The 22,428-nt window shown below is 65.4% G+C and carries 24 protein-coding genes; 14 read left to right on the forward strand and 10 right to left on the reverse strand.

Annotation, left to right across the window (positions count from 1 at the left end; all coding sequences use genetic code 11):
• Window positions 1-39: 39 nt before the first annotated feature.
• From BMI88_RS04195 to BMI88_RS04215, 5 genes are all read left to right on the forward strand, one after another.
• On the forward strand, window positions 40-549 hold the full coding sequence (locus BMI88_RS04195) for a Fur family transcriptional regulator (RefSeq protein ID WP_078519619.1): 510 nt from the start codon (window positions 40-42) through the stop codon (window positions 547-549).
• Complete coding sequence (locus BMI88_RS04200) at window positions 546-1,346, forward strand: metal ABC transporter ATP-binding protein (RefSeq protein ID WP_078546325.1); 801 nt, start codon at window positions 546-548, stop codon at window positions 1,344-1,346. Before BMI88_RS04195 ends, BMI88_RS04200 begins: the two co-directional genes overlap by 4 nt.
• Window positions 1,339-2,124, forward strand: a complete 786-nt coding sequence (locus BMI88_RS04205) for a metal ABC transporter permease (protein WP_078519617.1) — start codon at window positions 1,339-1,341, stop codon at window positions 2,122-2,124. Before BMI88_RS04200 ends, BMI88_RS04205 begins: the two co-directional genes overlap by 8 nt.
• Window positions 2,125-2,185: 61 nt before the next feature.
• The gene (locus tag BMI88_RS04210) at window positions 2,186-3,601 is read left to right on the forward strand and encodes an aldehyde dehydrogenase family protein (protein WP_078546327.1); all 1,416 of its coding nucleotides are present in this window, start codon (window positions 2,186-2,188) and stop codon (window positions 3,599-3,601) included.
• 119 nt (window positions 3,602-3,720) lie between these two features.
• On the forward strand, window positions 3,721-5,322 hold the full coding sequence (locus BMI88_RS04215) for an APC family permease (protein ID WP_078546329.1): 1,602 nt from the start codon (window positions 3,721-3,723) through the stop codon (window positions 5,320-5,322).
• A gap of 49 nt (window positions 5,323-5,371) precedes the next feature.
• Here BMI88_RS04215 and BMI88_RS04220 read toward each other — a convergent pair whose 3' ends face one another.
• From BMI88_RS04220 to tkt, 3 genes are read right to left on the reverse strand one after another with little or no spacing between them, the layout of a single operon-like run.
• On the reverse strand, window positions 5,372-6,247 hold the full coding sequence (locus tag BMI88_RS04220) for a lysophospholipid acyltransferase family protein (protein ID WP_078546331.1): 876 nt from the start codon (window positions 6,245-6,247) through the stop codon (window positions 5,372-5,374).
• A gap of 11 nt (window positions 6,248-6,258) precedes the next feature.
• Complete coding sequence (locus BMI88_RS04225) at window positions 6,259-7,146, reverse strand: DMT family transporter (RefSeq protein ID WP_168173937.1); 888 nt, start codon at window positions 7,144-7,146, stop codon at window positions 6,259-6,261.
• A 41-nt stretch (window positions 7,147-7,187) separates the two neighbouring features.
• Window positions 7,188-9,206: a transketolase gene (tkt, locus tag BMI88_RS04230; RefSeq protein WP_078546335.1), complete on the reverse strand. Its 2,019-nt coding sequence runs from the start codon at window positions 9,204-9,206 to the stop codon at window positions 7,188-7,190.
• A 200-nt stretch (window positions 9,207-9,406) separates the two neighbouring features.
• On the opposite strand from tkt, the gene BMI88_RS04235 reads away from it, so the two are divergent.
• From BMI88_RS04235 to BMI88_RS04245, 3 genes are read left to right on the forward strand one after another with little or no spacing between them, the layout of a single operon-like run.
• Entirely contained in the window at window positions 9,407-9,991 is a 585-nt protein-coding gene (locus BMI88_RS04235; RefSeq protein ID WP_146673467.1) for a hypothetical protein, read from the forward strand.
• Window positions 9,984-10,361 (forward strand): cell division protein ZapA, encoded by a 378-nt coding sequence (locus tag BMI88_RS04240; protein WP_078546339.1) that lies wholly within the window; start codon window positions 9,984-9,986, stop codon window positions 10,359-10,361. The genes BMI88_RS04235 and BMI88_RS04240 overlap by 8 nt, the downstream gene beginning before the upstream one ends.
• On the forward strand, window positions 10,358-10,780 hold the full coding sequence (locus BMI88_RS04245; RefSeq protein ID WP_078546341.1) for an MliC family protein: 423 nt from the start codon (window positions 10,358-10,360) through the stop codon (window positions 10,778-10,780). The genes BMI88_RS04240 and BMI88_RS04245 overlap by 4 nt, the downstream gene beginning before the upstream one ends.
• Before the next feature lie 67 nt (window positions 10,781-10,847).
• On the opposite strand, the gene purF is transcribed toward BMI88_RS04245, so the two are convergent.
• From purF to BMI88_RS04270, 5 genes are all read right to left on the reverse strand, one after another.
• Complete coding sequence (gene purF / locus BMI88_RS04250; protein ID WP_078546343.1) at window positions 10,848-12,326, reverse strand: amidophosphoribosyltransferase; 1,479 nt, start codon at window positions 12,324-12,326, stop codon at window positions 10,848-10,850.
• Window positions 12,327-12,431: 105 nt separating this feature from the next.
• Entirely contained in the window at window positions 12,432-13,043 is a 612-nt protein-coding gene (locus BMI88_RS04255) for a CvpA family protein (RefSeq protein ID WP_078519607.1), read from the reverse strand.
• Between the two features lie 22 nt (window positions 13,044-13,065).
• Complete coding sequence (gene radA / locus BMI88_RS04260; protein ID WP_078539678.1) at window positions 13,066-14,430, reverse strand: DNA repair protein RadA; 1,365 nt, start codon at window positions 14,428-14,430, stop codon at window positions 13,066-13,068.
• Between the two features lie 4 nt (window positions 14,431-14,434).
• Window positions 14,435-15,250, reverse strand: coding sequence for an alpha/beta hydrolase (locus BMI88_RS04265; RefSeq protein ID WP_078546345.1), 816 nt, complete (start codon window positions 15,248-15,250; stop codon window positions 14,435-14,437).
• Window positions 15,251-15,850: a 2-hydroxychromene-2-carboxylate isomerase gene (locus BMI88_RS04270; protein WP_078546347.1), complete on the reverse strand. Its 600-nt coding sequence runs from the start codon at window positions 15,848-15,850 to the stop codon at window positions 15,251-15,253. It lies immediately after the preceding gene.
• Between the two features lie 111 nt (window positions 15,851-15,961).
• Here BMI88_RS04270 and BMI88_RS04275 point away from each other — a divergent pair, with 111 nt between their 5' ends.
• From BMI88_RS04275 to BMI88_RS04295, 5 genes are all read left to right on the forward strand, one after another.
• Window positions 15,962-16,981, forward strand: coding sequence for a ribose-phosphate pyrophosphokinase (locus BMI88_RS04275; RefSeq protein WP_078519603.1), 1,020 nt, complete (start codon window positions 15,962-15,964; stop codon window positions 16,979-16,981).
• A 349-nt stretch (window positions 16,982-17,330) separates the two neighbouring features.
• Window positions 17,331-18,176, forward strand: a complete 846-nt coding sequence (locus BMI88_RS04280) for a DMT family transporter (RefSeq protein ID WP_078546349.1) — start codon at window positions 17,331-17,333, stop codon at window positions 18,174-18,176.
• Window positions 18,177-18,278: 102 nt separating this feature from the next.
• A complete protein-coding gene (locus tag BMI88_RS04285) occupies window positions 18,279-18,878 on the forward strand; it encodes a superoxide dismutase (protein WP_078546351.1) in 600 nt (199 codons plus the stop codon).
• 159 nt (window positions 18,879-19,037) lie between these two features.
• Window positions 19,038-19,265, forward strand: a complete 228-nt coding sequence (locus tag BMI88_RS04290) for a hypothetical protein (protein WP_078546353.1) — start codon at window positions 19,038-19,040, stop codon at window positions 19,263-19,265.
• The gene (locus BMI88_RS04295; RefSeq protein ID WP_078519599.1) at window positions 19,265-19,720 is read left to right on the forward strand and encodes a host attachment family protein; all 456 of its coding nucleotides are present in this window, start codon (window positions 19,265-19,267) and stop codon (window positions 19,718-19,720) included. The genes BMI88_RS04290 and BMI88_RS04295 overlap by 1 nt, the downstream gene beginning before the upstream one ends.
• A gap of 210 nt (window positions 19,721-19,930) precedes the next feature.
• Here the strand turns inward: BMI88_RS04295 and BMI88_RS04300 are convergent, their stop codons facing one another.
• Window positions 19,931-20,776, reverse strand: a complete 846-nt coding sequence (locus BMI88_RS04300) for a DUF1206 domain-containing protein (protein WP_078546354.1) — start codon at window positions 20,774-20,776, stop codon at window positions 19,931-19,933.
• Window positions 20,777-20,909: 133 nt separating this feature from the next.
• Between BMI88_RS04300 and rarD the strand changes: the two genes are divergently transcribed.
• Window positions 20,910-21,851, forward strand: a complete 942-nt coding sequence (rarD, locus tag BMI88_RS04305) for an EamA family transporter RarD (RefSeq protein ID WP_078546356.1) — start codon at window positions 20,910-20,912, stop codon at window positions 21,849-21,851.
• Here the strand turns inward: rarD and BMI88_RS04310 are convergent.
• Window positions 21,837-22,391 carry a TIGR00730 family Rossman fold protein gene (locus BMI88_RS04310; protein WP_078519596.1) on the reverse strand — a complete coding sequence of 185 codons (555 nt, stop codon included), beginning with the start codon at window positions 22,389-22,391 and terminating at the stop codon, window positions 21,837-21,839. The two genes, rarD and BMI88_RS04310, sit on opposite strands and share 15 nt — an antisense overlap.
• Window positions 22,392-22,428: the final 37 nt, after the last annotated feature.

Genomic DNA, 22,428 nt, shown 5'->3' on the forward strand with positions numbered 1-22,428 from the left:
ATCACTCGTCAAGAAGAAATGTGATAAGGTAACGCTCTCGTGGGATCTTCGACCTCTTCCGCCAAGGCTTTCACGCCGCATGACCATAGCCGATGCGCCGGCACGACGCTGGCGCGCGCCGAGGCTGTCGCCGCCGAAAAGGGCGCGCGTCTGACCCCGGTGCGCAAGCGCGCGCTGGAAATTCTGCTGGAAGAACACCGGGCTATGGGGGCCTACGAGGTGCTCGACCGGCTCGCAGAGGATGGGTTCGGCAAGCAGCCGCCCGTGGCCTACCGCGCGCTGGAATTCCTTGTCGAGCATGGTCTGGCGCATCGCGTGCGCCGCCTGAATGCCTTCGCCGCCTGCATGAGCCCGGGCGAGGAACACGCGCCGGTCTTCCTGATCTGCCGCAACTGTGGCGAGGTCGCCGAGGCTGGACCCGAAGAGGGGGCCGAAGAGGTGCGCCACGCGCTGCAGGGCGCGGCCGAGCGGCTGAATTTCCATGTCGAGCGGGCGACCGTCGAGGCGCTGGGGCTCTGCCCGAACTGCGCCGCTGAGGAGGCGCAATGAGCGAGTTGATCACGGCGCAGGGCCTGAGCGTGCGTCATGGCGAGGTCGAAGTGCTTCACGGCGTCGACTTCACGATTTCCCCGGGCGAGATCGTCACTGTCGTCGGGCCGAACGGGTCGGGCAAATCGACGCTGATCCGCGCGCTGATCGGGCTGGAACGCGCCGCGCGCGGCAAGGTGAACCGTCAGGCGGGGCTGCGGATCGGTTATGTCCCGCAAAAGCTGCATGTCGATGCGAGCCTGCCGTTGACGGTGCGCCGCTTCCTGTCGCTGCCCAAGCGCGTTTCCAACGCGCGGGCCGAGGCCGCCCTGGAGCGCACCGGCGTGCCGCATCTGGGCGCGCGGCAGATTTCGCGCCTCTCGGGCGGGCAGTTTCAACGTGTGCTTCTAGCGCGCGCCTTGCTGTCGGAGCCGCAGATCCTGATCCTCGACGAGCCGACGCAGGGGCTCGACCAGCCCGGCACGGCAGGGTTCTACAAGCTCATCGAAGAGGTCCGTCAGGAAACCGGCTGCGCGGTTCTGATGGTGAGCCACGATTTGCACGTGGTGATGTCGACCTCGGATCGGGTGATCTGCCTCAACGGCCATGTCTGCTGTCAGGGCACGCCGAAGGTGGTGGCCGAGGCACCGGAATATCGCGCGCTGTTCGGGATGGGCACGCAAGGGGCCTTCGCGCTCTACCAGCATAGCCACGATCATGGCGAGCACGCGGATCACGCGACCTGCAGCCACGATCACGACCACGCCCATGACGAGGCACAAGACGGCACTCAAACCCACGGGCAGGCGCATGTTTGACGATTTTCTTTTCCGCGCGGCGCTGGCCGGGATCGGCCTGACCTTCGCGACCGGGCCGTTGGGCTCTTTCGTCGTGTGGCGGCGGATGGCCTATTTCGGCGATGCGACGGCGCATGCGGCGATCCTCGGCGTGGCGCTGAGCTTCGCCTTCGGCATCTCGGTCTATCTGGGCACGCTTGGCGTGGCGCTGGCGATGGCGCTCACAGTGGCGCGGCTCTCGGGGCGCGGCCATGCGATGGACACGCTCTTGGGGGTGCTCGCCCATTCCGCGCTGGCTTTCGGCCTCGTCGCGGCGTCGCTGCAATCGGGGCTGCGGGTCGATCTGTCGGCATGGTTGTTCGGCGATATTCTCGCCGTGTCGCGCAGCGATCTGGCCGTGGTCTGGGGCGGCTCGGCTGTGGTCGTGGCGCTGCTGGCATGGCGCTGGCAGGGGCTGCTGACCGCGACGATCAATGACGAGCTGGCGATGTCTTCGGGGCTCGACCCGCGACGCGAGCAGATGGCGCTGACGATCGCGCTGGCGCTGACCGTGGCGGTGGCGATCAAGATCGTCGGCGCGCTGCTGATCGCGGCACTGCTCATCATCCCGGCGGCGACGGCGCGGCAATTCGCGCGCGGGCCGGAGGCGATGGCGGCAGGCGCGACCGGGGTGGGGATCGCCTCGGTGCTGCTGGGGCTCTGGGGGTCGTTGCAGTTCGACACCCCCGCCGGGCCGTCGATCGTGGCGGCCTCGACCGTGCTCTTCGTACTGTCCTTGCCGCTGCGTCGCGCGCGCTAAGCCGCGCTGCCGCTTGCCATTTCCCCTCCCGCGCGTTGAGATGCGCGGCAAAGGAGCCCCGATGGATCACCGCAGTTTCAAGACCCCGGCGCAGATTTTCGTCGACCTCGCGGCGGGCAATCCACAGCGTCGCATGGCTTTCGATCCCGCGCAGCGGCGCGCGGCGCTGCAGGCGCTCTCGCGCGCGATCCACGATTGCGAAGCGGAGATCCTCGCGGCGCTGGCCGAAGATTTCGCCAAGCCCGAAGCCGAAATCCGCCTGACCGAGATCCTGCCCGTTCAGGCCGAAATTTCGCACGCGCTGCGCCACCTGAAGACGTGGACGAAGGTCCGCCGGGTCCGCCCGACCCGCGCGATGCTCGGCACCCGCGCGCGCATCGTGCCCGAGCCGAAGGGCACCGCGTTGATCATCGCGCCGTGGAATTACCCGCTGGCGCTGTCGCTCGGGCCGCTGGTTTCGGCCATCGCGGCGGGCTGTGCCGCGATCGTCAAACCGTCAGAGCTGGCCGCGGCCAGCGCCGCCGTGATCGCGCAGATCGTGGAGGAGGCGCTGCCCGCCGATCTCGTGCGCGTGGTGCAGGGCGGGGTCGAGGTCAGTCAGGAACTGCTCGACCAGCCCTTCGATCATATCTTCTTCACCGGCTCGCCGCGGGTGGGCAAGATCGTGATGGTGGCGGCGGCGAAGCATCTGACGTCGGTGACGCTGGAGCTGGGCGGGAAATCCCCCGTCATCGTCGGCCCCGGTGCGGACCTGAAAAAGGCCGCGCGGATGATCGCCTGGGGCAAGTTCGCGAATGCCGGTCAGACCTGCATCGCCCCCGATCACGTCTATGTCGCCAAGCAGATCGAAGCGCCCTTTCTGGCCGAGCTGAAAGCCGCGATCGCGCGGATGTATGGCAAGACGGAAGAGGCGCAGGCGGCCTCGCGCGATCTCGCACGGATCATCAACCCGGATCATTTCGCCCGCCTGATGGGCATGATCGAGAGCGCGCAATCCGCTGGCGCAAAGGCGCTGACCGGAGCCACCAGCGAGGCCGAGAGCCGCTATATCGCGCCGACCGTTCTGATGGGCACCGACCCGTCGATGCGCGTCGAGCAGGAGGAGATTTTCGGCCCCGTTCTGCCGGTCATTCCCTTCGACGATGCGGCGGATGTGGTGGCGCGGATCGAGGCCGGGCCGAAGCCGCTCGCCCTTTATATCTTCGAGCGCGACCGCGGGTTGATCGACCGGCTGCGCCGCGCGACAAGTTCGGGCGCGGTCGGCGTCAATGTCGCGCTGGTCCATTACCTGCACCAGAACCTGCCCTTCGGCGGGATCGGAAATTCGGGTGTCGGGGCGGCGCATGGGCATTGGGGCTTCGAGGCCTTCACCCATTTCAAGCCCGTGCTCGAGAACCGTTTCGCGCCGCTTGCGATGCTGATGCCTCCCTATCGCAGCGGACGCATGGCGAAGCTTGCCCAGAAATTCCTGCGCTGAGTCCTGCCGCGGATTTCACGCGTGATCGCGTTCCGCCACAAGCCCGTGTAATCGCTCCGGTTGGCGAAATCGCGCCCTAGTTGAACCCTTGTGATTAATAAGAAACAGGGGATTAACCAATGGCATCAACGGAAACGATGGCCGGAGGAGGCAAACTGCGGCGCGACGCCGGGGTCATCGGGCTGCTCTTTGCCTCCACCACCTCCATGATCGGCTCGGGCTGGCTGTTCGGCGCCTATCACGCCTCGAAAATCGCGGGGCCGCTCTCGGTCTGGTCCTGGGTGATCGGGGCCGCGATCATCATGCTGATCGCGCTGTGCTTTGCCGAACTCTCCACGATGTTCTCCAAATCCGGCGCGCTCGTCCATATGAGCCATGCGAGCCACGGCGCGACGCTGGGCCGGCTCTGGGGCTGGATGCTGTTTCTCAGCTATGCGCCGGTGCCTGCGGTCGAGGCCGAGGGGATCGTCACCTATGCCAACAACTACCTGCCCTATTTTCTGCGCGGGGACGGGTCTGGCACGCTGACGCTGGTGGGTTTCATCACCTCCGCGCTTCTCCTAAGCGTGCTGGCGCTGCTGAACCTGCTCGCGATCAAGGCGTTGTTGAAGGTGAACAACACCGTGACATGGTGGAAGATCGCCGTGCCGCTGATCACCGTGGTCGGGCTGATCGCGGCCTCGTCCCATTGGGGCGTCTGGCATGCGGCACCGGGCACCTACAAGGCGCAGGGCATGTTCACCGCCATTCCCGCCGCGGGGATCGTGTTCTCCTTCCTTGGCTTCCGCACCGCGATCGACTTGGGCGGTGAGAGCGCCAACCCTGGCCGCAATATCCCGATGGCTGTCATCGGCTCGGTCATTCTCGCCGCGATCGTCTATGTTCTGCTGCAGGTGGCCTTCATCATGGCGCTCTCACAGGGCGATCTGGCGAATGGCTGGGCGTCGTTGAGCTTCAAAGGCTCCGCTGGTCCCTTCGCCGGTCTCGCGGCGACGCTGGGCATGGGATGGCTGGCGCTGCTCCTTTACGTCGATGCCTATGTCTCTCCCGGCGGGACGGGGCTGATCTACGTCACCGGCGGCTCGCGTATCCTCTATGCGGTGGGCGACACCGAGAGCGGGCCGAGCGCGCTGACCCACACGACCCGTCACGGCGTGCCGTGGCTGGCGGTCGCGGTGATGTGGGCCGTGGGCGTGTTCTTCCTGCTGCCCTTCCCGGCATGGCAGCTGCTGGTGGGCTATATCAGCTCGATCACGGTTCTGACCTACGGCCTCGGTCCGATCGTCCTGATGGTGCTGCGCCGCAGCCAACCCGATGCCGAGCGCGCCTTCCGCCTGAAAGGGGCGGAGTTCCTTGCGCCGCTGGCCTTCATCGCGTCGAACCTCGTGATCTACTGGACGGGTTTCTACACGGACTCGATCCTGTTCGGGATGCTGCTCGGGGGCTTCGCGGTCTATGCGGTGGTCTTCCACGTCCTGCAGAAGAAATCCGCCTCCGAGTTCGGCTGGGGCCATATCGGCTGGCTGGCGCTGTGGTTCGGCGGGCTTTGGGTGATCACCGGACTCGGCACCTCGGATCACGCGCTCAATGTGCTGAACTTCTGGAGCGGGATGGGCCTCGTCGCGGTGTGGTCGCTGGTGGTGATCTGGTTCGCGCTGCGCGCGGCGCTTCCGGCCGAGGAGACCGGCGCGCTGATGGAGCGTATCCAGCGCGGTAACTGAGCCTTTGCGAGATGACAAAAGGGCGCGCGGGGATACTCGCGCGCCTTTCTTATGTCCGCTTCACCTTCCAGCGGCGATGGATCCAGAGCCATTGCTCCATGTGCTTGAGGATCATCTCCTCCAGCCCGTCATTGAGCGTCTGCGTCATCGCCTCGGGGGTGCTGTGCGGCACGGGCTTGTCGGCATAGATCTTGAAGTTGAGCCCGTCGGGCTGCCGGATCGCGTAGATCGGCACCAGATCGGCTTTCATCTTCAGCGCCATTTCCGCCGCCGACAGCGGCGTGCGCGCGGGTAGGCCGAAGAAGCTCAGTTCCGCGCCCTTGTTGAAATGCTGGTCGAAGCCGAAGGCGACCATTCCGCCGTCGCGCAGGAATTTCATCATGTCGCCCAGCCCCCGGCGCGAGCGCGAGAACAGCGGCTCTGCGATGGCCGAGATGGTCGAGACGTATTGCTCGTTGAAAAGCGGGTTGTTCATCGGGCGGTAGATCGCGCCGACCCGGTAGCCGCGCCCGGCCAGCGCCGCGCGCCACGCGTCGTAATTGCCGAAATGGCCTGCCGCGAGGACGACGGGGCGACCCTCGCGATGGGCGGCCTCCAGCGTCTCGGCGCCGGGGCCCTCGATCGGCAGATCGTGCACGCGGGCCACGAATTCCTCGCCGGAATAAATCTCCGCCAGCATCCGGCCCAGATTGTCGGGCATCTCGCGCTGCAGCCGCTTGATCTCGTCTTCCGACAGGTCCGGGCAGGCGATACGCAGGTTCTCGCGGATCTTGCGGGTGAAGCCGAGGATCGGGGCGAGCCGCGCCACCATCCGTCCCGCCGCGGGGATACGCCGCTCGTAGGGCAGGCGCTGGACCAGCCGCATCACCGCCACGAAAAGGGCATTCGAGGCACGGTCGGACAGGGTGGGTTCGCGGTTCTTCATCGTGTCGGGTGTCAGGCTCTGGCTTGGCGCGCGGCACGGCGCTCACGCGACCAGACATAGAGGCCAGCCCCCACGATCACAAGCGCCCCGGCAATGGTGAACCCGTCGGGAAACTGGCCGAACATCAGCCATCCCCAGAACGAGGCGAACAGCAGGCCCGAATAGCCGAAGGGCGCGAGCGTCGAGGCTTCGGCCAGTGCGAAGGCGCGGATGAGCAGGAATTGCGACAGGCTGCCCGCCAGCCCGAGACCGAGGAAAATCCACAGATCGGACAGCGCGATCGGTTGCCAGATGAAGGGCAGGGCGAGCGAGGAAAGCGCAAGCCCGGTGAACGCCGACCACAGCTGCGAGGTGGCCGCGCTATCGCCGCGCAGGTAGCGCGTCAGCAGCACCGCGCCGGCGAAGCTGAACGCGGCTAGCAGCGCGAGAAACGCCGCCGGATGCAGCCCGCCGAAACCCGGACGCAGGATGATCATCGCGCCCATGAAGGCCGCCAGAATGCCGAAGATGCGGTGCGGGCCCAGCCGCTCGCCCAAAAACAGCGCCGCGCCCAGCGTCACGATCACCGGGTTGAGATCGCCAAGCGCGGTGGCGGTGGCCAGCGGCACATGTTTCAGCGCGTAGAAGAAGGCCACGATCGCGCCCATCTGGAACAGCGCCCGGCCCAGCTGGAACTTCGGCTGCGCGCTGCGGAGCCTGCGCGGCAGGCTGCCGCGATAGATGAAGGCGAGCACGGCGGCATTCACCGCGAAGCGCGCCCAGACGATCAAGAGCGGGTGATAGCCTTGCCCGAGAAGCTTCGCGAAAGCGTCCATCAAAGTCAGCATAGAGAACGCGCCGAGCATCAGCGCGATCCCCATCCCGGGACGATCGCCCTCGGGATGTGAAGAGGGGGCCACGCCGGGCCCCCTCGCAGTCGCTTTCAACCCGGGCAGAGCCATCAGAGGAGGCTCTTGACCTTCTCGGCCACGGCCTCGGGGGTGATCCCGAACTTTTCGTAAAGCTCGCCTGCGGGGGCGGAAGCGCCGAAGCCCTCCATGCCCACGAAGCCGGCTTTCGCCTCGCGGCCACGCTCGCCCAGAAGCCAACGGTCCCACGGCTGGCGCACGGCGGCCTCGACGGCCACGCGGACCGAGTTCGGCGGCAGCACGCGCTTGCGGTAGGCCTCGTCCTGCTCGGCGAACAGCTCCATGCAGGGCATCGAGACGACGCGGGTGCCGATCGCTTCCTTCTGCAGCAGCTCGCGGGCTTTGATCGCGATTTCCACTTCCGAGCCGGTCGCCATCAGGATCACCTGACGCTTGCCATCGGCCTCGGCCAGAACATAGGCGCCGCGTGCCGTGAGGTTCTGCGGCTTATACTCGGTGCGCAGCGTCGGCAGACCCTGACGCGACAGCGCCAGAACCGAGGGCGTGCCCTCCTGGTTCATCGCGATTTCCCACGCTTCGGCGGTCTCGATGACATCGGCGGGGCGGAAGGTCAGCGTGTTCGGCGTCGCGCGGCAGATCGCGAGATGCTCGACCGGCTGGTGGGTCGGGCCGTCTTCGCCCAAGCCGATGCTGTCATGGGTCATGACATAGACGGTCGGCACTTTCATCAGCGCCGACAGACGCATCGCGCCGCGCGCGTAGTCGGTGAAGCAGAAGAACGTGCCGCCATAGGGGCGCACGCCGCCATGCAGCCATTGGCCGTTCATCGCAGCCGCCATGCCATGTTCGCGGATGCCGTAATGGATGTAGCGGCCCTTGCGGTTCTCCGCGTTGAAGACCGTCATGTCCTTCGACTTGGTCAGGTTCGAGCCGGTCAGGTCGGCCGAGCCGCCGATGGTCTCGGGGCAGGCGGCGTTGATCACGCCCAGCACCATCTCGGACGCCTTGCGGGTCGCGACTTTCGGCGCGTCTTCGGCTTGCTCTTTCTTGAACTTGCGGATCGCGCCGGTGAGTTTCTTCGAGACGCCGCCTTCCATGATGCGGGTGAACTCGGCCTGCTTGGCTGCCGAGAGCTTGCCGAAGCGCTCTTCCCATTCGCCACGCTCGGCCGCGCCGCGGGTGCCGATGGCCTCCCATTGCGACTTCACGTCGGCGGGGATTTCGAACGGCCCGTGATCCCAGCCGTAGATCGCCTTGGTGCGTGCGATCTCCTCGTCGCCCAGCGGCGAGCCGTGGGCCGAGTAGCTGTCCGCCTTGGTCGGTGCGCCGAAGCCGATGATGGTCTTGCAGTCGACCAGAACCGGACCCTTGGCTTTCTTGGCCTTGGTCAGCGCCTCGTCGATGGAGGCGGGATCGTGGCCGTCGCAGGCAAACACAGTCCAGCCCGACGCCTCGAAGCGCTTGCGCTGGTCGGTCTTGTCGGACATCGACACGCGACCGTCGATGGTGATGTCGTTATTGTCCCACAGCACGATCAGGTTCGACAGTTCCTGCATCCCGGCAAGGCCGATGGCCTCCTGGGAGATGCCTTCCATCAGGCAGCCGTCGCCTGCGATGACCCAGGTGCGGTGATCGACGAGCTTCTTGCCCCATTGGGCGCGCAGCGCCTCTTCGGCGATGGCCATGCCGACCGAGGTCGCGAGGCCCTGGCCGAGCGGGCCGGTCGTGGTCTCCACTGCGTCGAGCAGGAAGTTCTCGGGGTGGCCGGCGGTCAGAGCGCCCGACTGGCGGAAGTTCTTGATCTGGTCGAGCGTCACCTGCTCGTCGCCGCAGAGATAGAGCAGCGAGTAGATCAGCATCGAGCCGTGACCCGCCGACAGGATGAACCGGTCGCGGTCAGCCCATTTCGGGTTCTTCACGTCGAATTTCAGGTGGTTCTGGAACAGAACGGTCGCCACATCGGCCATGCCCATCGGCATGCCGGGGTGACCGGAATTTGCGGCCTGTACCGCATCCATCGCCAGTGCGCGGATCGCGGAAGCAAGTTTCCAATGCTCAGGATGGGCGGCGCGCAGCTCTTCGATTTCCATGAAACGTCCTTTCGCAGGGCAGCAGTTGGATGGGTCCGCGCCCCTGATAGCAGGGATCGGCCCAAGATCAAGCGCGGCCCACAAGTGCTTGGGGCAAAAGGGTGGGCTTGCCCTGTCGCAAAAGGTTAGACTTAACGAAACTCGCAGTCGGCCGCGATTCGGTCATGGCAAGCGAAAAACATGAGGACGAGGAGGCGCGTATGAGTGACATAGCCGAATACGAACGCCGCATCGCTTTCGCGCTAGAGCGGATCGGGCGCGGGGTCGAAGCGCTCAAGCAGCGCGAAGCATTGCAGGCGCAAGCTGCACAGGATGCCACGCACCAGCCCGAGCCGGAGACCGAGCCGCCCGCCGAGGCGGAGCTACCCCCCGTGCCGGAGGCCCCGCCCGAAGCAATTGCCGATCCCGCCGAAGTGGCCGAGCTGAAAGCCGCGCTCGCCGCCGAGCAGGAGGCCAATGCGCAACTCTCCGAACGCGTCCGCGCGATCCGCGAGAAACAGGACACCACGCTGGGCGCGATGGAGCGCAAATACGGCGCGGCCGTGCGCGCGCAGGAAGCCGCTTTCAAGGAAGTCGCAGCCCTCAAGCAAGCCAACGCAGCGCTGGTCGCGGCCAATCGCAAGCTGATGGACGAGGGCGTGGCCTTCTCCGAGGAGGCGCTGATGGCCGAGCTGCAAAGCCTGCGCGCCGCGCGCGACGGCGAGAGCGCCGAGCTGGAGCAGATCATCGCGGGTCTCGACCCGATCATCGAAGCGGCGAACCGCGAGGAGGAGACCGATGCCTGAGGTGACGATTTCCATCGGTGGCCGCGATTTTCAGGTCGCCTGCCAAGAAGGTGAAGAACATTTCCTGCGCTCTGCCGCCGGGATGCTCGACAGCGAGGCGCAGGTGCTTCTGGGTCAGATCGGCCGCGTGCCCGAGAACCGGATGCTGCTGATGTCGGGGCTGATGCTGGCCGACAAGGCGGCGGGCATCGAGGATCAGCTGCGCGACGCGATGAACCGTTTGGGCGAATTGCAGGCGAAGATCGACGAGTTGCAGTCGAACCCGGCGCATGTCGAAGTGCCGATCATGCCGCCCGAAGTGACCGAAACGCTGGCCGAGATCGCCGCGCGCGCGGAGTCGCTTGCCGACCGGGTCGAGGACGACGCGTGAGGCGGGCGCTGTTTGGCGCGGCGCTCGCAAGTGTCGCGCTGGCGGGACCGGTCGCGGCGCAGGACGCGGTGCAGGGCACGGCCCCGGATGACGGATCGGTCGAACGGTTGGAGCCTCTCAATTCGATTGTCGGCGACGGCCCCTCGGCGGTGGTGAACGCCACCTATCATTGCGAGCGCGGCGCGGAAGTGCATGCGGCCTATCTCAACGACACCGATCCGCAGCGCGTCGTCGTGTTTCTACAGGGGCGGCAGGTTGTGATGAGCCATATCCGCTCGGCCGATGGTGCGAAATATGCCGCGGATGGCGAGGGCGAAGCCGGCTATGTGTGGTGGACGCGCGGCGCGCAGGCGATGCTCGACTGGATCGCCGAGGATGGCGAAGTGCAACCGCTGCTCAGGGCCTGCCGCCAAGAATAAGGGCCGCAACGCGGATCAGCGCGGCGGCCCTTGTTCGTTCATTCGGGAAACCTGAAGCGTCGCGCGCTTACTCGGCCGCCTTCATCTCGAAACCCTTTTCCAGCTGATCCGACGGCGTGATCGGATACTCGCCCGAGAAGCAGGCATCGCAATATTGCGGGCAGGAATTGTCGCGGCCCTCGGCCTCGCCCACGGCGCGATACAGCCCGTCGAGCGAAATGAATTTCAGGCTGTCCACGCCAACCCAGTCGCGCATCTCTTCTTCGGTCATCTGCGCTGCTAGCAGCTTGTCGCGGTTGGGCGTGTCGACGCCGTAGAAGCACGGCCATGCGGTCGGCGGCGAGGCGATACGGAAATGCACCGACTTCGCGCCCGCATCGAGGATCATGTCCTTGATCTTGCGCGAGGTGGTGCCGCGCACCACCGAGTCGTCGACAAGGACCACGCGCTTGCCGCGAATGAGCGACTTGTTGACGTTGAGCTTGAGGCGCACGCCCATGTTGCGGATCTGCTCGGTCGGCTCGATGAAGGTGCGGCCCATATACTGGTTGCGCGTGATCCCGAGCGCGAAGGGGATGCCGCTTTCCTGACTGTAGCCGATCGCCGCCGGGGTGCCGCTGTCGGGCACCGGGCAGACCAGATCGGCCTCGACCGGGGCCTCGCGGGCCAGCTCGACGCCGATCGCGCGGCGGGTCTCGTAGACCGAGCGGCCGCCGATCATGCTGTCGGGGCGCGAGAAATAGACATGTTCGAAGATGCAGAAGCGGCCGGTGGAGGGGCCGAAGGGGCGCGAGCTCTCGATATGGCCGTCCTGGATGACGACCATCTCGCCCGGATCGATCTCACGGACGAAATCCGCGCCGATGATGTCGAGCGCGCAGGTCTCCGAGCTCAGCACATAGCCATGCTCGCCAAGCTTGCCCAGCACCAGCGGGCGCACGCCCAGCGGGTCGCGCACACCGATCAGCTTGGTCCGCGTCATCGCGACGATCGAGAAGGCGCCTTCCACGCGGCGCAGCGCATCGGCGATCCGGTCGGCATGCTTGCGCTGGATCGAGCGCGCCATCAGGTGGATGATGCATTCGCTGTCCGACGACGACTGGAAGATCGCGCCGCGTTCGATCAGCTCGCGGCGCAGCGCGTCGGCATTGGTCAGGTTGCCGTTATGGGCGACCGCGCAGCCGCCCATCGAGAACTCGCCGAAGAAGGGCTGGATGTCGCGGATCACCGCACCTTTGGAGCCGGCGGTGGAGTAACGAACATGGCCGATGGCGACATCGCCCGGCAGCGTTTCCATCAGGCTCGACTTGGTGAAGTTGTCGCGGACATAGCCGAAACGGTGGGCCGAGTTGAAGCCGGTGGCGGCGTCATGGGCGACGATGCCGCCCGCTTCCTGACCGCGGTGTTGGAGGGCGTGAAGACCGAGGGCCACGAAATTCGCGGCGTCGGAAATGCCGACAACACCGAAGACGCCGCATTCTTCCTTAAGTTTGTCGTCGTCGAAAGGGTGGGCGTAGTGGGGCTTCTGGGCGGCGGGGCAGGACATGGCATCAGCTCCGAATGACGCAAGGGGAGGGCGCTTTGGCCCATTTATAGACAAACGCGAGAGGTGTTAACCCCTCGCGCCTGTAAAACCGTCATGTGACTGACATCAATTGTCGGTCGCCGGAGGCAGTTCGTCCGTCCGGGCCGGGGCATCCGCGCCGGGAGGGGCGGGGCAGGCGGCCACAAGTTGTTCGTAACGCTGCACGATCCAGCCGGGTGCATCGGCGGGCATCGATTCGTCGAGTTGGCCCGAGGCGCGCGAGAAGACCTTGGCCGAACGCGAGTCGTCGACCACCGGCACGGGATCGTTACTCATCACGCGGTCATAGACCACGAAAGCCACCGCCACGAGGACCACACCGCGCAGCACGCCGAACAGGAAGCCCAGACCCTGGTCGATCCCGCCAAGCGCCGAGCGTTGCACGGCCGAGGCGAAAAGCGGCGTGAGGATCGAGAAGACGACCAGTGCGACGGCGAAGACCACCGCGAAACCGCCGATCATGCCCAGCTCGCAGCTTTGGCCGATGAACTTGTCGAGGCCGGGAATCTGCTGAACGAGTGGGCGTGCCTCGTTGGCGAAGATATAGGCGACGATCGCCGCTGCGATCCAGCCGACGATGGCCAGCGCCTCGCGCACGAAACCCCGCGAATAGGCGAGGATCGCCGAAAGAATGATGACGACCGCCACGATGGCATCGACAATGGTGAACCCGTCCATTTGCGCTCCTATGTTCTCGGCGTTAACCGGCGCCGAACATCTCCCCGGTAAATGTCACGAGATCGCCCAGCTTGCGCAATGCCATCCCGCTCGACCCTTCGGCTTTCGTTCCCGAGGGTGCGATCGCTTGTGAAAAACCAAGTTTCGCCGCTTCTTTCAACCTGTTTTCCGCCTGACCCACGGGACGCAGCGCGCCCGACAGGCTGATTTCCCCGAAAATGACCATATCGGCAGGCAGTGCCACATCTTCGCGCGCGCTGAGAAGGGCTGCGGCGGCGGCGAGGTCCGCTGCTGGCTCCACCACTTTCATGCCGCCCGCGACATTCAGGAACACGTCGAGCCCCGCAAACGGGATGCCACAGCGCGATTCCAGCACCGCGAGAATGGTCGATATCCGTCCGCTGTCGAGCCCGACCACGGTTCGTCTCGGCGAGGCGAGCGTGGACGGCGCAACCAGCGCCTGAATCTCTGTCAGCACAGGCCGCGTGCCTTCGATTCCTGCGAAAACCGCCGAGCCCGGTGCGGGTTGGCCGCGCTCGGACAGGAACAGCGCCGAGGGGTTGGCGACCTCGGCCAGACCCGCGCCGGTCATCTCGAAGACGCCGATCTCGGAAGCCGGGCCGAAGCGGTTCTTCACCGCGCGCAGGATTCGGAACTGGTGGCCGCGCTCGCCTTCGAAATAGAGCACCGTGTCGACCATATGCTCGATCACGCGCGGGCCGGCGATCTGGCCTTCCTTGGTGACGTGGCCGACGAGGATGACGGCGGTGCCACGCTTTTTGGCGAAGCTCACCAATTCGTGTGCGGCGGCGCGCAACTGGCTCACCGATCCCGGCGCGCTGTCGACATTGTCCGACCACATCGTCTGGATCGAATCGATGATCACCAGATCGGGGCGCTCGGTTTCCAGCGTCGTCAGGATGTCGCGCAGAGAGGTTTCCGCGCCCAGACCGACCGGCGCATCGGCAAGCCCAAGCCGTTGCGCGCGCATCCGCACCTGGCTCGCCGCTTCCTCGCCCGAGATATAGAGCGCCTTCACGCCTTTGCGGGCGAAGCTGGCCGTCGCTTGCAGCAGAAGCGTCGATTTCCCGATGCCCGGATCGCCGCCGACCAGAACGGCAGAGGCCGCCACGAGACCGCCGCCCAAGACCCGGTCCAACTCCTCCATGCCCGATTTCACACGGGCCGGCGGGGTTTCCTTCGTGTCGAGCGCTGTGAGCGGGATCACCTTGCCCTTCGCGCCTTTCATCCCCGAGCCGGGCGTGGTCGAGATCGGCGCTTCCTCGTGGATCGAGTTCCATGCGCCGCAGGCGTCGCAACGCCCGGACCATTTGGCATGCGTCGCGCCGCATTCGGCACAGCGGAAGATCGCGGATTGCTTGGCCATAAGGTCAGCTACGTTCCAGATTGGCGGCGATCAGGCTCGCGCATTGCTCGGGATGGGTGGCGGGCAGCATATGACCGGCGCCCTCGACGCAGGCCACGCCCACGTCCGGAAGACGCGCAGCGATCGCCTCGGCCACTTTCGGCATCGTCGCGGGCGAGCGGTCGCCATGGATGATCATCGCGGGCGCGTCGATCTGCTCGATCCCATCGGGCCGCACGATCTGCGCCGGATCCTCGAAATTGGCGCGGGAGATATTCTCTACCATCGGCATGCAGGCGGTGAAGCGCTCGCGTTGCGTCTCGGAATAGCTGTCCCACGGCTGACCGGTTCCCCAGTCGCGCATGAAGCCGCGCGCCGCCGGTTCATAGTCGCCCGCTTCCATCAATTGCTCGAAGTGATCTTGCTTGGCGCGCAGGTCCTGCCAGTCCGGGTCGTCCTCGGGGAGCGCCGCGAACAGCACCGGCTCGATCAAGGTCAGCGAGCGGACGGCCTCGGGGGCGCCCACCGCGATGCGCAACGCGACCGAGGCGCCAAAGCTATGTCCGATCAGGTCCACGGGGCGCTCGATGAAGCTCGCCGCGATCCGCGTCACCAGCGTCTGGAAGCCGCCCGGCTCGCTCGTGTCGCCGCGCCAAGGTGCGGATTGTCCGTGGCTCGGCTGATCGAAGGCAATGGCGTTGATCTGCTGGGCCAGCGGTGTCAGCGCCTTCGCCCAGAGGTTCGAGCTGCCCAACGTGCAATGGATCGCGATCGCCGGACGCTCGCCCTGACCGAAGCTCTGCCAGAAAACCTCGGCCCCTTGTCGTTGGTCTCGCGGCATTCAGAGCGTCCCCAGATAGTCGTCGAGCAGCTCCAGATGATCCTGCCCCCAGAACCGCTCATCCGTATCGGTCACGATATAGAAGGGCGAGCCGAAGACGCCGGCCTCGACCGCCTCCTCGAGATTCTTCTCATAGGTGACCGCGCCGTCGAAGAGGCCCGTGGTCGCCAGATTGCCGTCAAAGCCATTGGCTTCCAGCGCCGCGCGGATCACCTCGTCCGAGGCGATGTCCTTATCCTCGGCCCAGCAGGCCCGCAGGATCGCGTTGACCAGACCGCCCACATTGCCGCCACCGGCTTTTTGCGCCGCGATGATCGCGTAGGAGGACGGTGCGGGGTTCGGCGGATAGCCGGGCGGGGTGGTGTTCATCTCCATCCCGAGCCGCTTCGACCAGCGCTTGAGCTCCTGCATCCGGTATTCCATCCGGCTTTGGTGGCGCTGCGCCGGGCGCACTCCGCCGGTGCGGTCGAACAGGCCCAGAAGGTCGAGCGGTTTGTAAGTCACGTCAGCGCCATGACGCGCCGCGATCTCTTCGAATCGCGGGCCGCCGAGGTAGGCCCAGGGGCTGAACGTGCCGAAATAGTAGTCGATGCGTGCCATTCATAACACTTTCTTGACAGTCGAAATTGCCGCCACGCTACCCCGGTGCTAAGGCAGGCGCAATCAAGCGAATCCCGCCGGCACTGATCGGCGTCACGAAGGAACTGGCCCATGTCCGTCGTCACTGAACCGAAGCTCATCTCCGGAAATTCCAACAAACCGCTCGCGCAATCCATCGCGCGCCGCATGTCGATGCATCGCGGCATGTCAGTCGGTTTGGTGGATGCGCGGGTCGAGCGCTTCAACGATGGCGAGATCTTCGTCGAGGTTTTCGAGAACGTCCGCGGCGAGGATATGTTCATCATTCAGCCGACCTCGAACCCGGCCAATGATAACCTGATGGAACTGCTGATCATCACCGACGCGCTGAAACGCTCCTCGGCCGATCGCATCACCGCCGTGATCCCCTATTTCGGCTATGCCCGTCAGGATCGCCGCACCAAGGCCCGCACGCCGATCTCGGCCAAGCTGGTCGCGAACCTTCTGACCGAAGCCGGGGTCGACCGCATCCTGACGCTCGACCTGCATGCAGCCCAGATTCAGGGCTTCTTCGATATCCCGGTGGATAACCTTTACGCTTCGCCGGTCTTCGCGCTCGATATCCTGCACAACTTTAAAGGCCAGACCGACGATATCATGGTCGTCTCGCCCGACGTGGGCGGCGTGGCCCGCGCGCGTGAGCTGGCCAAGCGGATCGACGCGCCGCTCTCCATCGTCGACAAGCGCCGCGAGAAGGCGGGCGAGGTTGCGGGCATGACCGTGATCGGCGACGTGAAGGGTCAGAAATGCATCATCGTCGACGACATGGTCGACACGGCGGGCACGCTCTGCAAAGCCGCCGATCTGTTGATGGAGCACGGCGCGACCGAGGTTCACGCCTATATCTCCCACGGCGTCCTGTCGGGCCCGGCGGTCGAGCGCGTGACCAATTCGGCGCTGAAATCGCTGGTGATCACCGACTCGATCGAGCCGACCGACGCCGTGAAAGCTTGCCCCAATATCCGCATCGTGCCGACCGCGCCGATGTTCGCGCAGGCGATACTCAACACCTGGTCCGGCACGTCCGTGTCGTCGCTCTTCGAGACCGACACGCTCGTCCCGATCTACGAGGGCATGTATACCCGCGACTGATCCGCGGTTCGCCCGACACAAGAAAAAGGCCCGGATCTAAGCGATCCGGGCCTTTTTCATTGCGCCCGAGCCCGAGCGCGGGGTTACGAGGCTTTCTTGAGCGCCTTCTTCGCCGCTTTCAGCTTCTTTTCCTGACGCTCGACCTTGGCCTTGCGCGTCTTCACTTCCTGCTTCAGCTCTTTGAGCTTCGCTTTCTTCGCCATGATCCGGCTCCTCCGTGTCAATCCCTAGCCTTTGCATCGTGCGGCAACGGTCCCGCGATGTATAGGGCCGGGCGTCGAAGCCATTGTTTTCGCGTCGGCCAAAGGTCGGGCTGGACAGCGCCGGTTGGCGCGGCGATGACTTGAGCATGCGCCTTTTCGCCCTCACCGCCCTCGTCATGGTCGCCTTCGCGGCCAATTCGGTGCTCAACCGGATGGCGGTGCATGATGCGGGGTGGGGACCGGCTGCGACGGGCTTCGTGCGGCTCGCCTCGGGGGCGCTGGTGCTGATGATCCTTGCGATCCGGGCCAAAGGCGCGCGCGGGCTGCGGCTGCCGAGCGCGGTGCTGGGGGCCGGGGTTGCGACGCTGGCGCTTTATATCTTCGGGTTTTCCATTGCGAGCGGGCTGATCGACGCGGGCGTCGGCGCGTTGACGCTGTTCGGGATGGTGCAGATCACCATGTTCGCGGGCGCCCTGTGGCTGCGCGAGGCGATCTCGCTCTGGCGCTGGATCGGGGCGGGGCTGGCCTTTGCGGGGCTGGCTGTTCTGCTGCTGCCCGCCTCGGGTGCCGCCCATATCGACCCGCGCGGATTTGCGATGATGGCGCTCGCCGGGATCGGCTGGGGGCTCTATTCGCTCAACGGACGACGCGCGACCGATCCGCTGGTCGCCACCGCGCTCAATTTCGCACTCGCCACGCCGCTTGCGCTGATCTGGATGCTGGGCGCGGGCGATTGGGGGCAGGGGGCAAGCTGGGGCTGGACGCCTGCGATCCTCTCGGGCGCGGTCACCTCGGGGCTGGGCTATGCGCTCTGGTATCGCGTGTTGCCGCAAATCCCCGCGAGCCTCGCCGCCATCGCTCAACTCTCCGTGCCCTTGATCGCGGCGCTGGGCGGAGCGGTTTTGCTAGCGGAGACGCCTTCGGCACGCTTCTGGCTGGCCGCGGCGCTGGTGATCGGCGGGATCGCCCTCTCGCTGAGGCGAAAAACCTGAGCGCATCTCTCGGATTTTGGGGCCGGAAACGGCTTGACCTCGGAACCTCCAGCGCTTCTTTAGTGTTTGACACACGTACCTTCGAACTAATGAGAGGACATCATGGCTTTTGAACTTCCCGATCTTCCCTATGCCCACGACGCACTCGCGGATCTCGGCATGTCGAAGGAAACCCTCGAATACCACCACGACATTCACCACAAGGCCTATGTCGATAACGGCAACAAGGCGATTGCCGGTACCGAATGGGAAGGCAAGTCGGTCGAAGAGATCGTGAAGGGCACTTACCAGCCGAACGCGGTTGCGCAGAGCGGCGTCTTCAACAACGCCTCGCAGCATTGGAACCACACCCAGTTCTGGGAAATGATGGGTCCGGGCAACTCGGCGATGCCGAGCGAGCTGGAAAAGGCGCTGACCGAAAGCTTCGGCTCGGTCGACAAGTTCAAGGAAGACTTCGCCGCCGCAGGCGCGGGCCAGTTCGGCTCGGGCTGGGCATGGCTCGTGAAGGACACCGACGGGTCGCTGAAAGTGACCAAGACCGAGAACGGCGTGAACCCGCTGTGCTTCGGCCAGACCGCGCTTCTGGGCTGCGACGTGTGGGAGCACTCCTACTACATCGACTTCCGCAACAAGCGCCCGGCCTACCTGTCGAACTTCCTCGACAAGCTGGTGAACTGGGAAAACGTCGCGTCGCGCATGTAATTTCCGCGCGCGATACGAATTGGAAGGGCGTCCTGCGGGGCGCCCTTTTTCGTTTTTGTAACCGTGATGATTGCCGGAACGGAAAGCCTGCAAAGCAGGAACCGCACCCCTGCCAAATCGGTTTTCTTGACAGCTACCAGAAACCAAGAGGAGGATGTGATGGCAGAGCGTATTCGTTCCAAGGACGGCAAGCGCGAAACCGAAGAGGTCCTCGGCGAGAAGCCCGAGAATATCGAGACGCCGCAGGGGCAAGGCAGCTCGGGCGGGAACCTCAATCGCAAGGTCGGCACCCGCGACGAGAAGAAACGCCTGGATGAGACTTCGGCAGGCGCGACCCGTCCGTTGGGCGGTGACGAGCGCGACAGCGGTGAAAAGGAGAAGATGTGATGACCAAGCTTTCCAAAGGCACCTGGGTTGTGATCGCGGATGGCGAGAAGGCGCTGTTTCTTGAAAACATGATGGACGAGCAGGATCCCAACCTCGTCGTGCGCCGCATCGACGAGCAGGAGAACCCGCCGGATCACGAGCAGGGCACCGACAGCCCCGGTCGCATGGCCGATGACGGTCCCGGCCATCGCTCGGCCTTCCAGGAGACCGACTGGCACGAGCTGGCGAAGATGCGCTTCGCCGACGATCTGGCCGAGCGGCTCTACAAGATGGTCCATAAGGGCCGGATCGAGCGGCTGGTGATCGTTGCGGCGCCGCGCGTCCTGGGCGAAATCCGCTCTGCACTGCATAAGGAAGTCTCCGACGTGGTGGTGGCCGAGATCGACAAGACGCTGACCAACCACCCGCGTGACGAGATCGAGAAGCTGGTGAAGGAAGAGCTCGCGACCGCCTGAGCCAGGCCTCGCCAAGATGACAGGAAAAGCGCCGTGCGGGTCTCGCGCGGCGCTTTTTCATTTGGGTTGAAAAGGGGAGTGGGGGCCGCTGATGGTCCGAGCGCCACGGATGGTTCAGCCAGCCACGCTTCTCTGGACGTCTGCCGAACAACGCAAAAACGCCGCGCGAGACCCGCGCGGCGTTCGTTGGATGGGGAGGGAAGAGGCGGTTCAGTCGTCGCTCTCGAGGCTCTGCTTGAGCGTCTCGATATCGGGATCGCTGGCGCGCGGCACGATCCGATAGACCGCGTTGACGAAGCAGAACACGGCGAACCCGAGAAGCCCCACGCAGATCGCCCCGGTCAGGAACTGCCCGAACGGGTGTCCGCGCAGCCAGTCGAACACCTTGCCGAGGCCGCCCGCGCTGGAGGGATCGTAGCTATAGGCGGCGTAGACGATCAGGCCGCCCATGATCGCGATTACGACGCCTTGCGCCGCAAGCCCCGCCTGCAGCACGATATTGGCACGCCGGGTGACCTCGTTGGCTTTCAGGTGCTTCAGATAGGCCTTGGTGATCCCCTTATAGAGGTAATAGCCACCCGCGCCGATCACGATCAGCCCGATGACGCCAAGCGCGATGCGCCCCATCGGTGCGCTCAGGATCGTGGAGACCAGCTTGCTCGTCCCGTTGTCGCCGCTGGCGCGCGCGACCAGAGTCGTCACCGCGATACCGCCGATGCCGAGATGGACGAGGCCGCTTACGACGAGGCCGATCCGCGCGAACCAGCCCTTCATCTCGGAGCCATAGGCCTCGAGGTCCCAGACCGCATCGACCACGCGCCAGATCGCATATGCCGCCATGCCGAGCGCGATGGCGACCAGCAGCACGGCCCCCCAGCCGCTCGACAGCTTCTGCAGCACCTGCTTGGTGCCCTCGGCGCTGCCGCCATGAAACAGCGACCAGAGCGAGACACCGGCGACGACGAGATAGACGAGCCCGCGCCCCCCGTATCCCGTGCGCATCACGGGCACTGCCCAGGCGAAATCGTCGGGGTCGTGGCTGTCGGTAGCGGACATTGGCGGTCTCTCTCGGTACTGTGAATTGACGCAGACCCAATGCGTGGACAAGCGCACAGGTTCCCGTGAGGCGCGGCCTTTCCTTTCGCCCGCCAATCGGTCAGGGTCTCGCGGTTGAGAGAAGGGAATTTCGATGAACGAGGCGGTCAAGGGCTTCTGGGCGATGGTGACGGCCTGCGTCATCTGGGGGCTGTCGGGCCTCTATTACAAAATGCTCGACGGGATGCCGCCGATCGAGGTGCTTGCCCATCGCACGCTCTGGTCCTTCCTGTTCTTCGCGGTGATCCTCGGGCTGAAAGGCCGCATTGGCGAGCTTTGGGTCGCGCTGGCGGAACGTCGCGGGCGCGGAACGCTGGTGATCGCGACAGCGGCGTTTATGATCTCGGCCAACTGGTTCACCTTCATCTGGTCGGTCCATTTCGGCCATGCGGTGCAGGCGTCGCTGGGCTATTACATCTTCCCGCTCGTCGCCGTCGTCCTCGGGCTGATCGTCTATCGCGAGGCGCTGAGCACGCGGCAATGGATGGCGGTCGCGCTGGCGGCCACGGCGGTCATCGTCCTGACGATCGGGCTGGGCGTCGCGCCCTGGGTCTCGCTGATCCTTGCCGCGACGTTCGGCACTTACGGGCTGATCAAGAAGGGGCTGCGCGCGGGGCCGATGGTCTCGGTCTGCGCCGAGGTGCTGCTGCTCTCGCCCGTCGCGCTGATTGTGCTCTGGGGCTATCACGCGGGCTGGTGGGGCAATGCGCCCGGTGCAGGCCATTTCGGCGGCGACTGGAAGACGACGCTGCTTCTGATCTTCTCCGGCCCGCTGACCGGTACGCCCTTGCTGCTGTTCGCCTATGCGGCGCAGCGCGTGCGGATGGCGACCGTGGGGCTGGTGCAATATCTGAACCCGACCCTGCAATTCGCAGTGGCGACGCTGGCCTTCGGCGAGACGGTCACGATCTGGCACGCGATCGCGCTGGGGCTGATCTGGACGGCGCTCGCGCTCTATTCCAGCGCCAACCTGCGGATGCGCCGCCCGCAGCCTGCGGCACAGCCCGCCACGCAGCGCGGTTTAGGCGAAAGCTGAGACGAGCGCGCTTTCCAGCTCCGCCACGCTATCGACCGTCACGACCAGCTCGCGCAGCGACGCATCCGCGAAGCCCTCGCCGATGATATGGTCGATCAGCGCCTCGAGCGGCGCCCAGTAGCCTTCGATATTGAGCAGATAGATCGGCTTCTCATGCAGGCCGATCTGGCGCCATGTCAGCACTTCGAACAGCTCGTCGAGCGAGCCCGCGCCGCCCGGCAGCACCACCACCGCATCGGCATTCATGAACATCACCTTCTTGCGCTCGTGCATCGTCTCGGTGACGACGAAGGTGGTCAGGTCGCGCTTGCCGACCTCGCGCGGGAAGAGATGCTCGGGGATCACGCCGAAGGTGCGCCCGCCCGCGGTTTGCGCCGCGCGCGCGACCTCTCCCATCAGCCCGACATCGCCCGCGCCGTAAACCAGCTGCCAGTCGCGCGCGGCGAGCATCTCTCCGGTTTCCTGCGCTGCTGCCGCATAAGCAGGCTTCGCGCCCGAACGAGAGCCGCAATAGACACAGACGGAACGGGGAAGGGTCATGACGGTGTCTCCGAAAATGCATTGTTATTGAGCGGTG

The organism is Thioclava sp. F36-6 (genome assembly GCF_002020305.1).
GTDB classification, from domain to species: Bacteria; Pseudomonadota; Alphaproteobacteria; order Rhodobacterales; family Rhodobacteraceae; genus Thioclava; species Thioclava sediminum.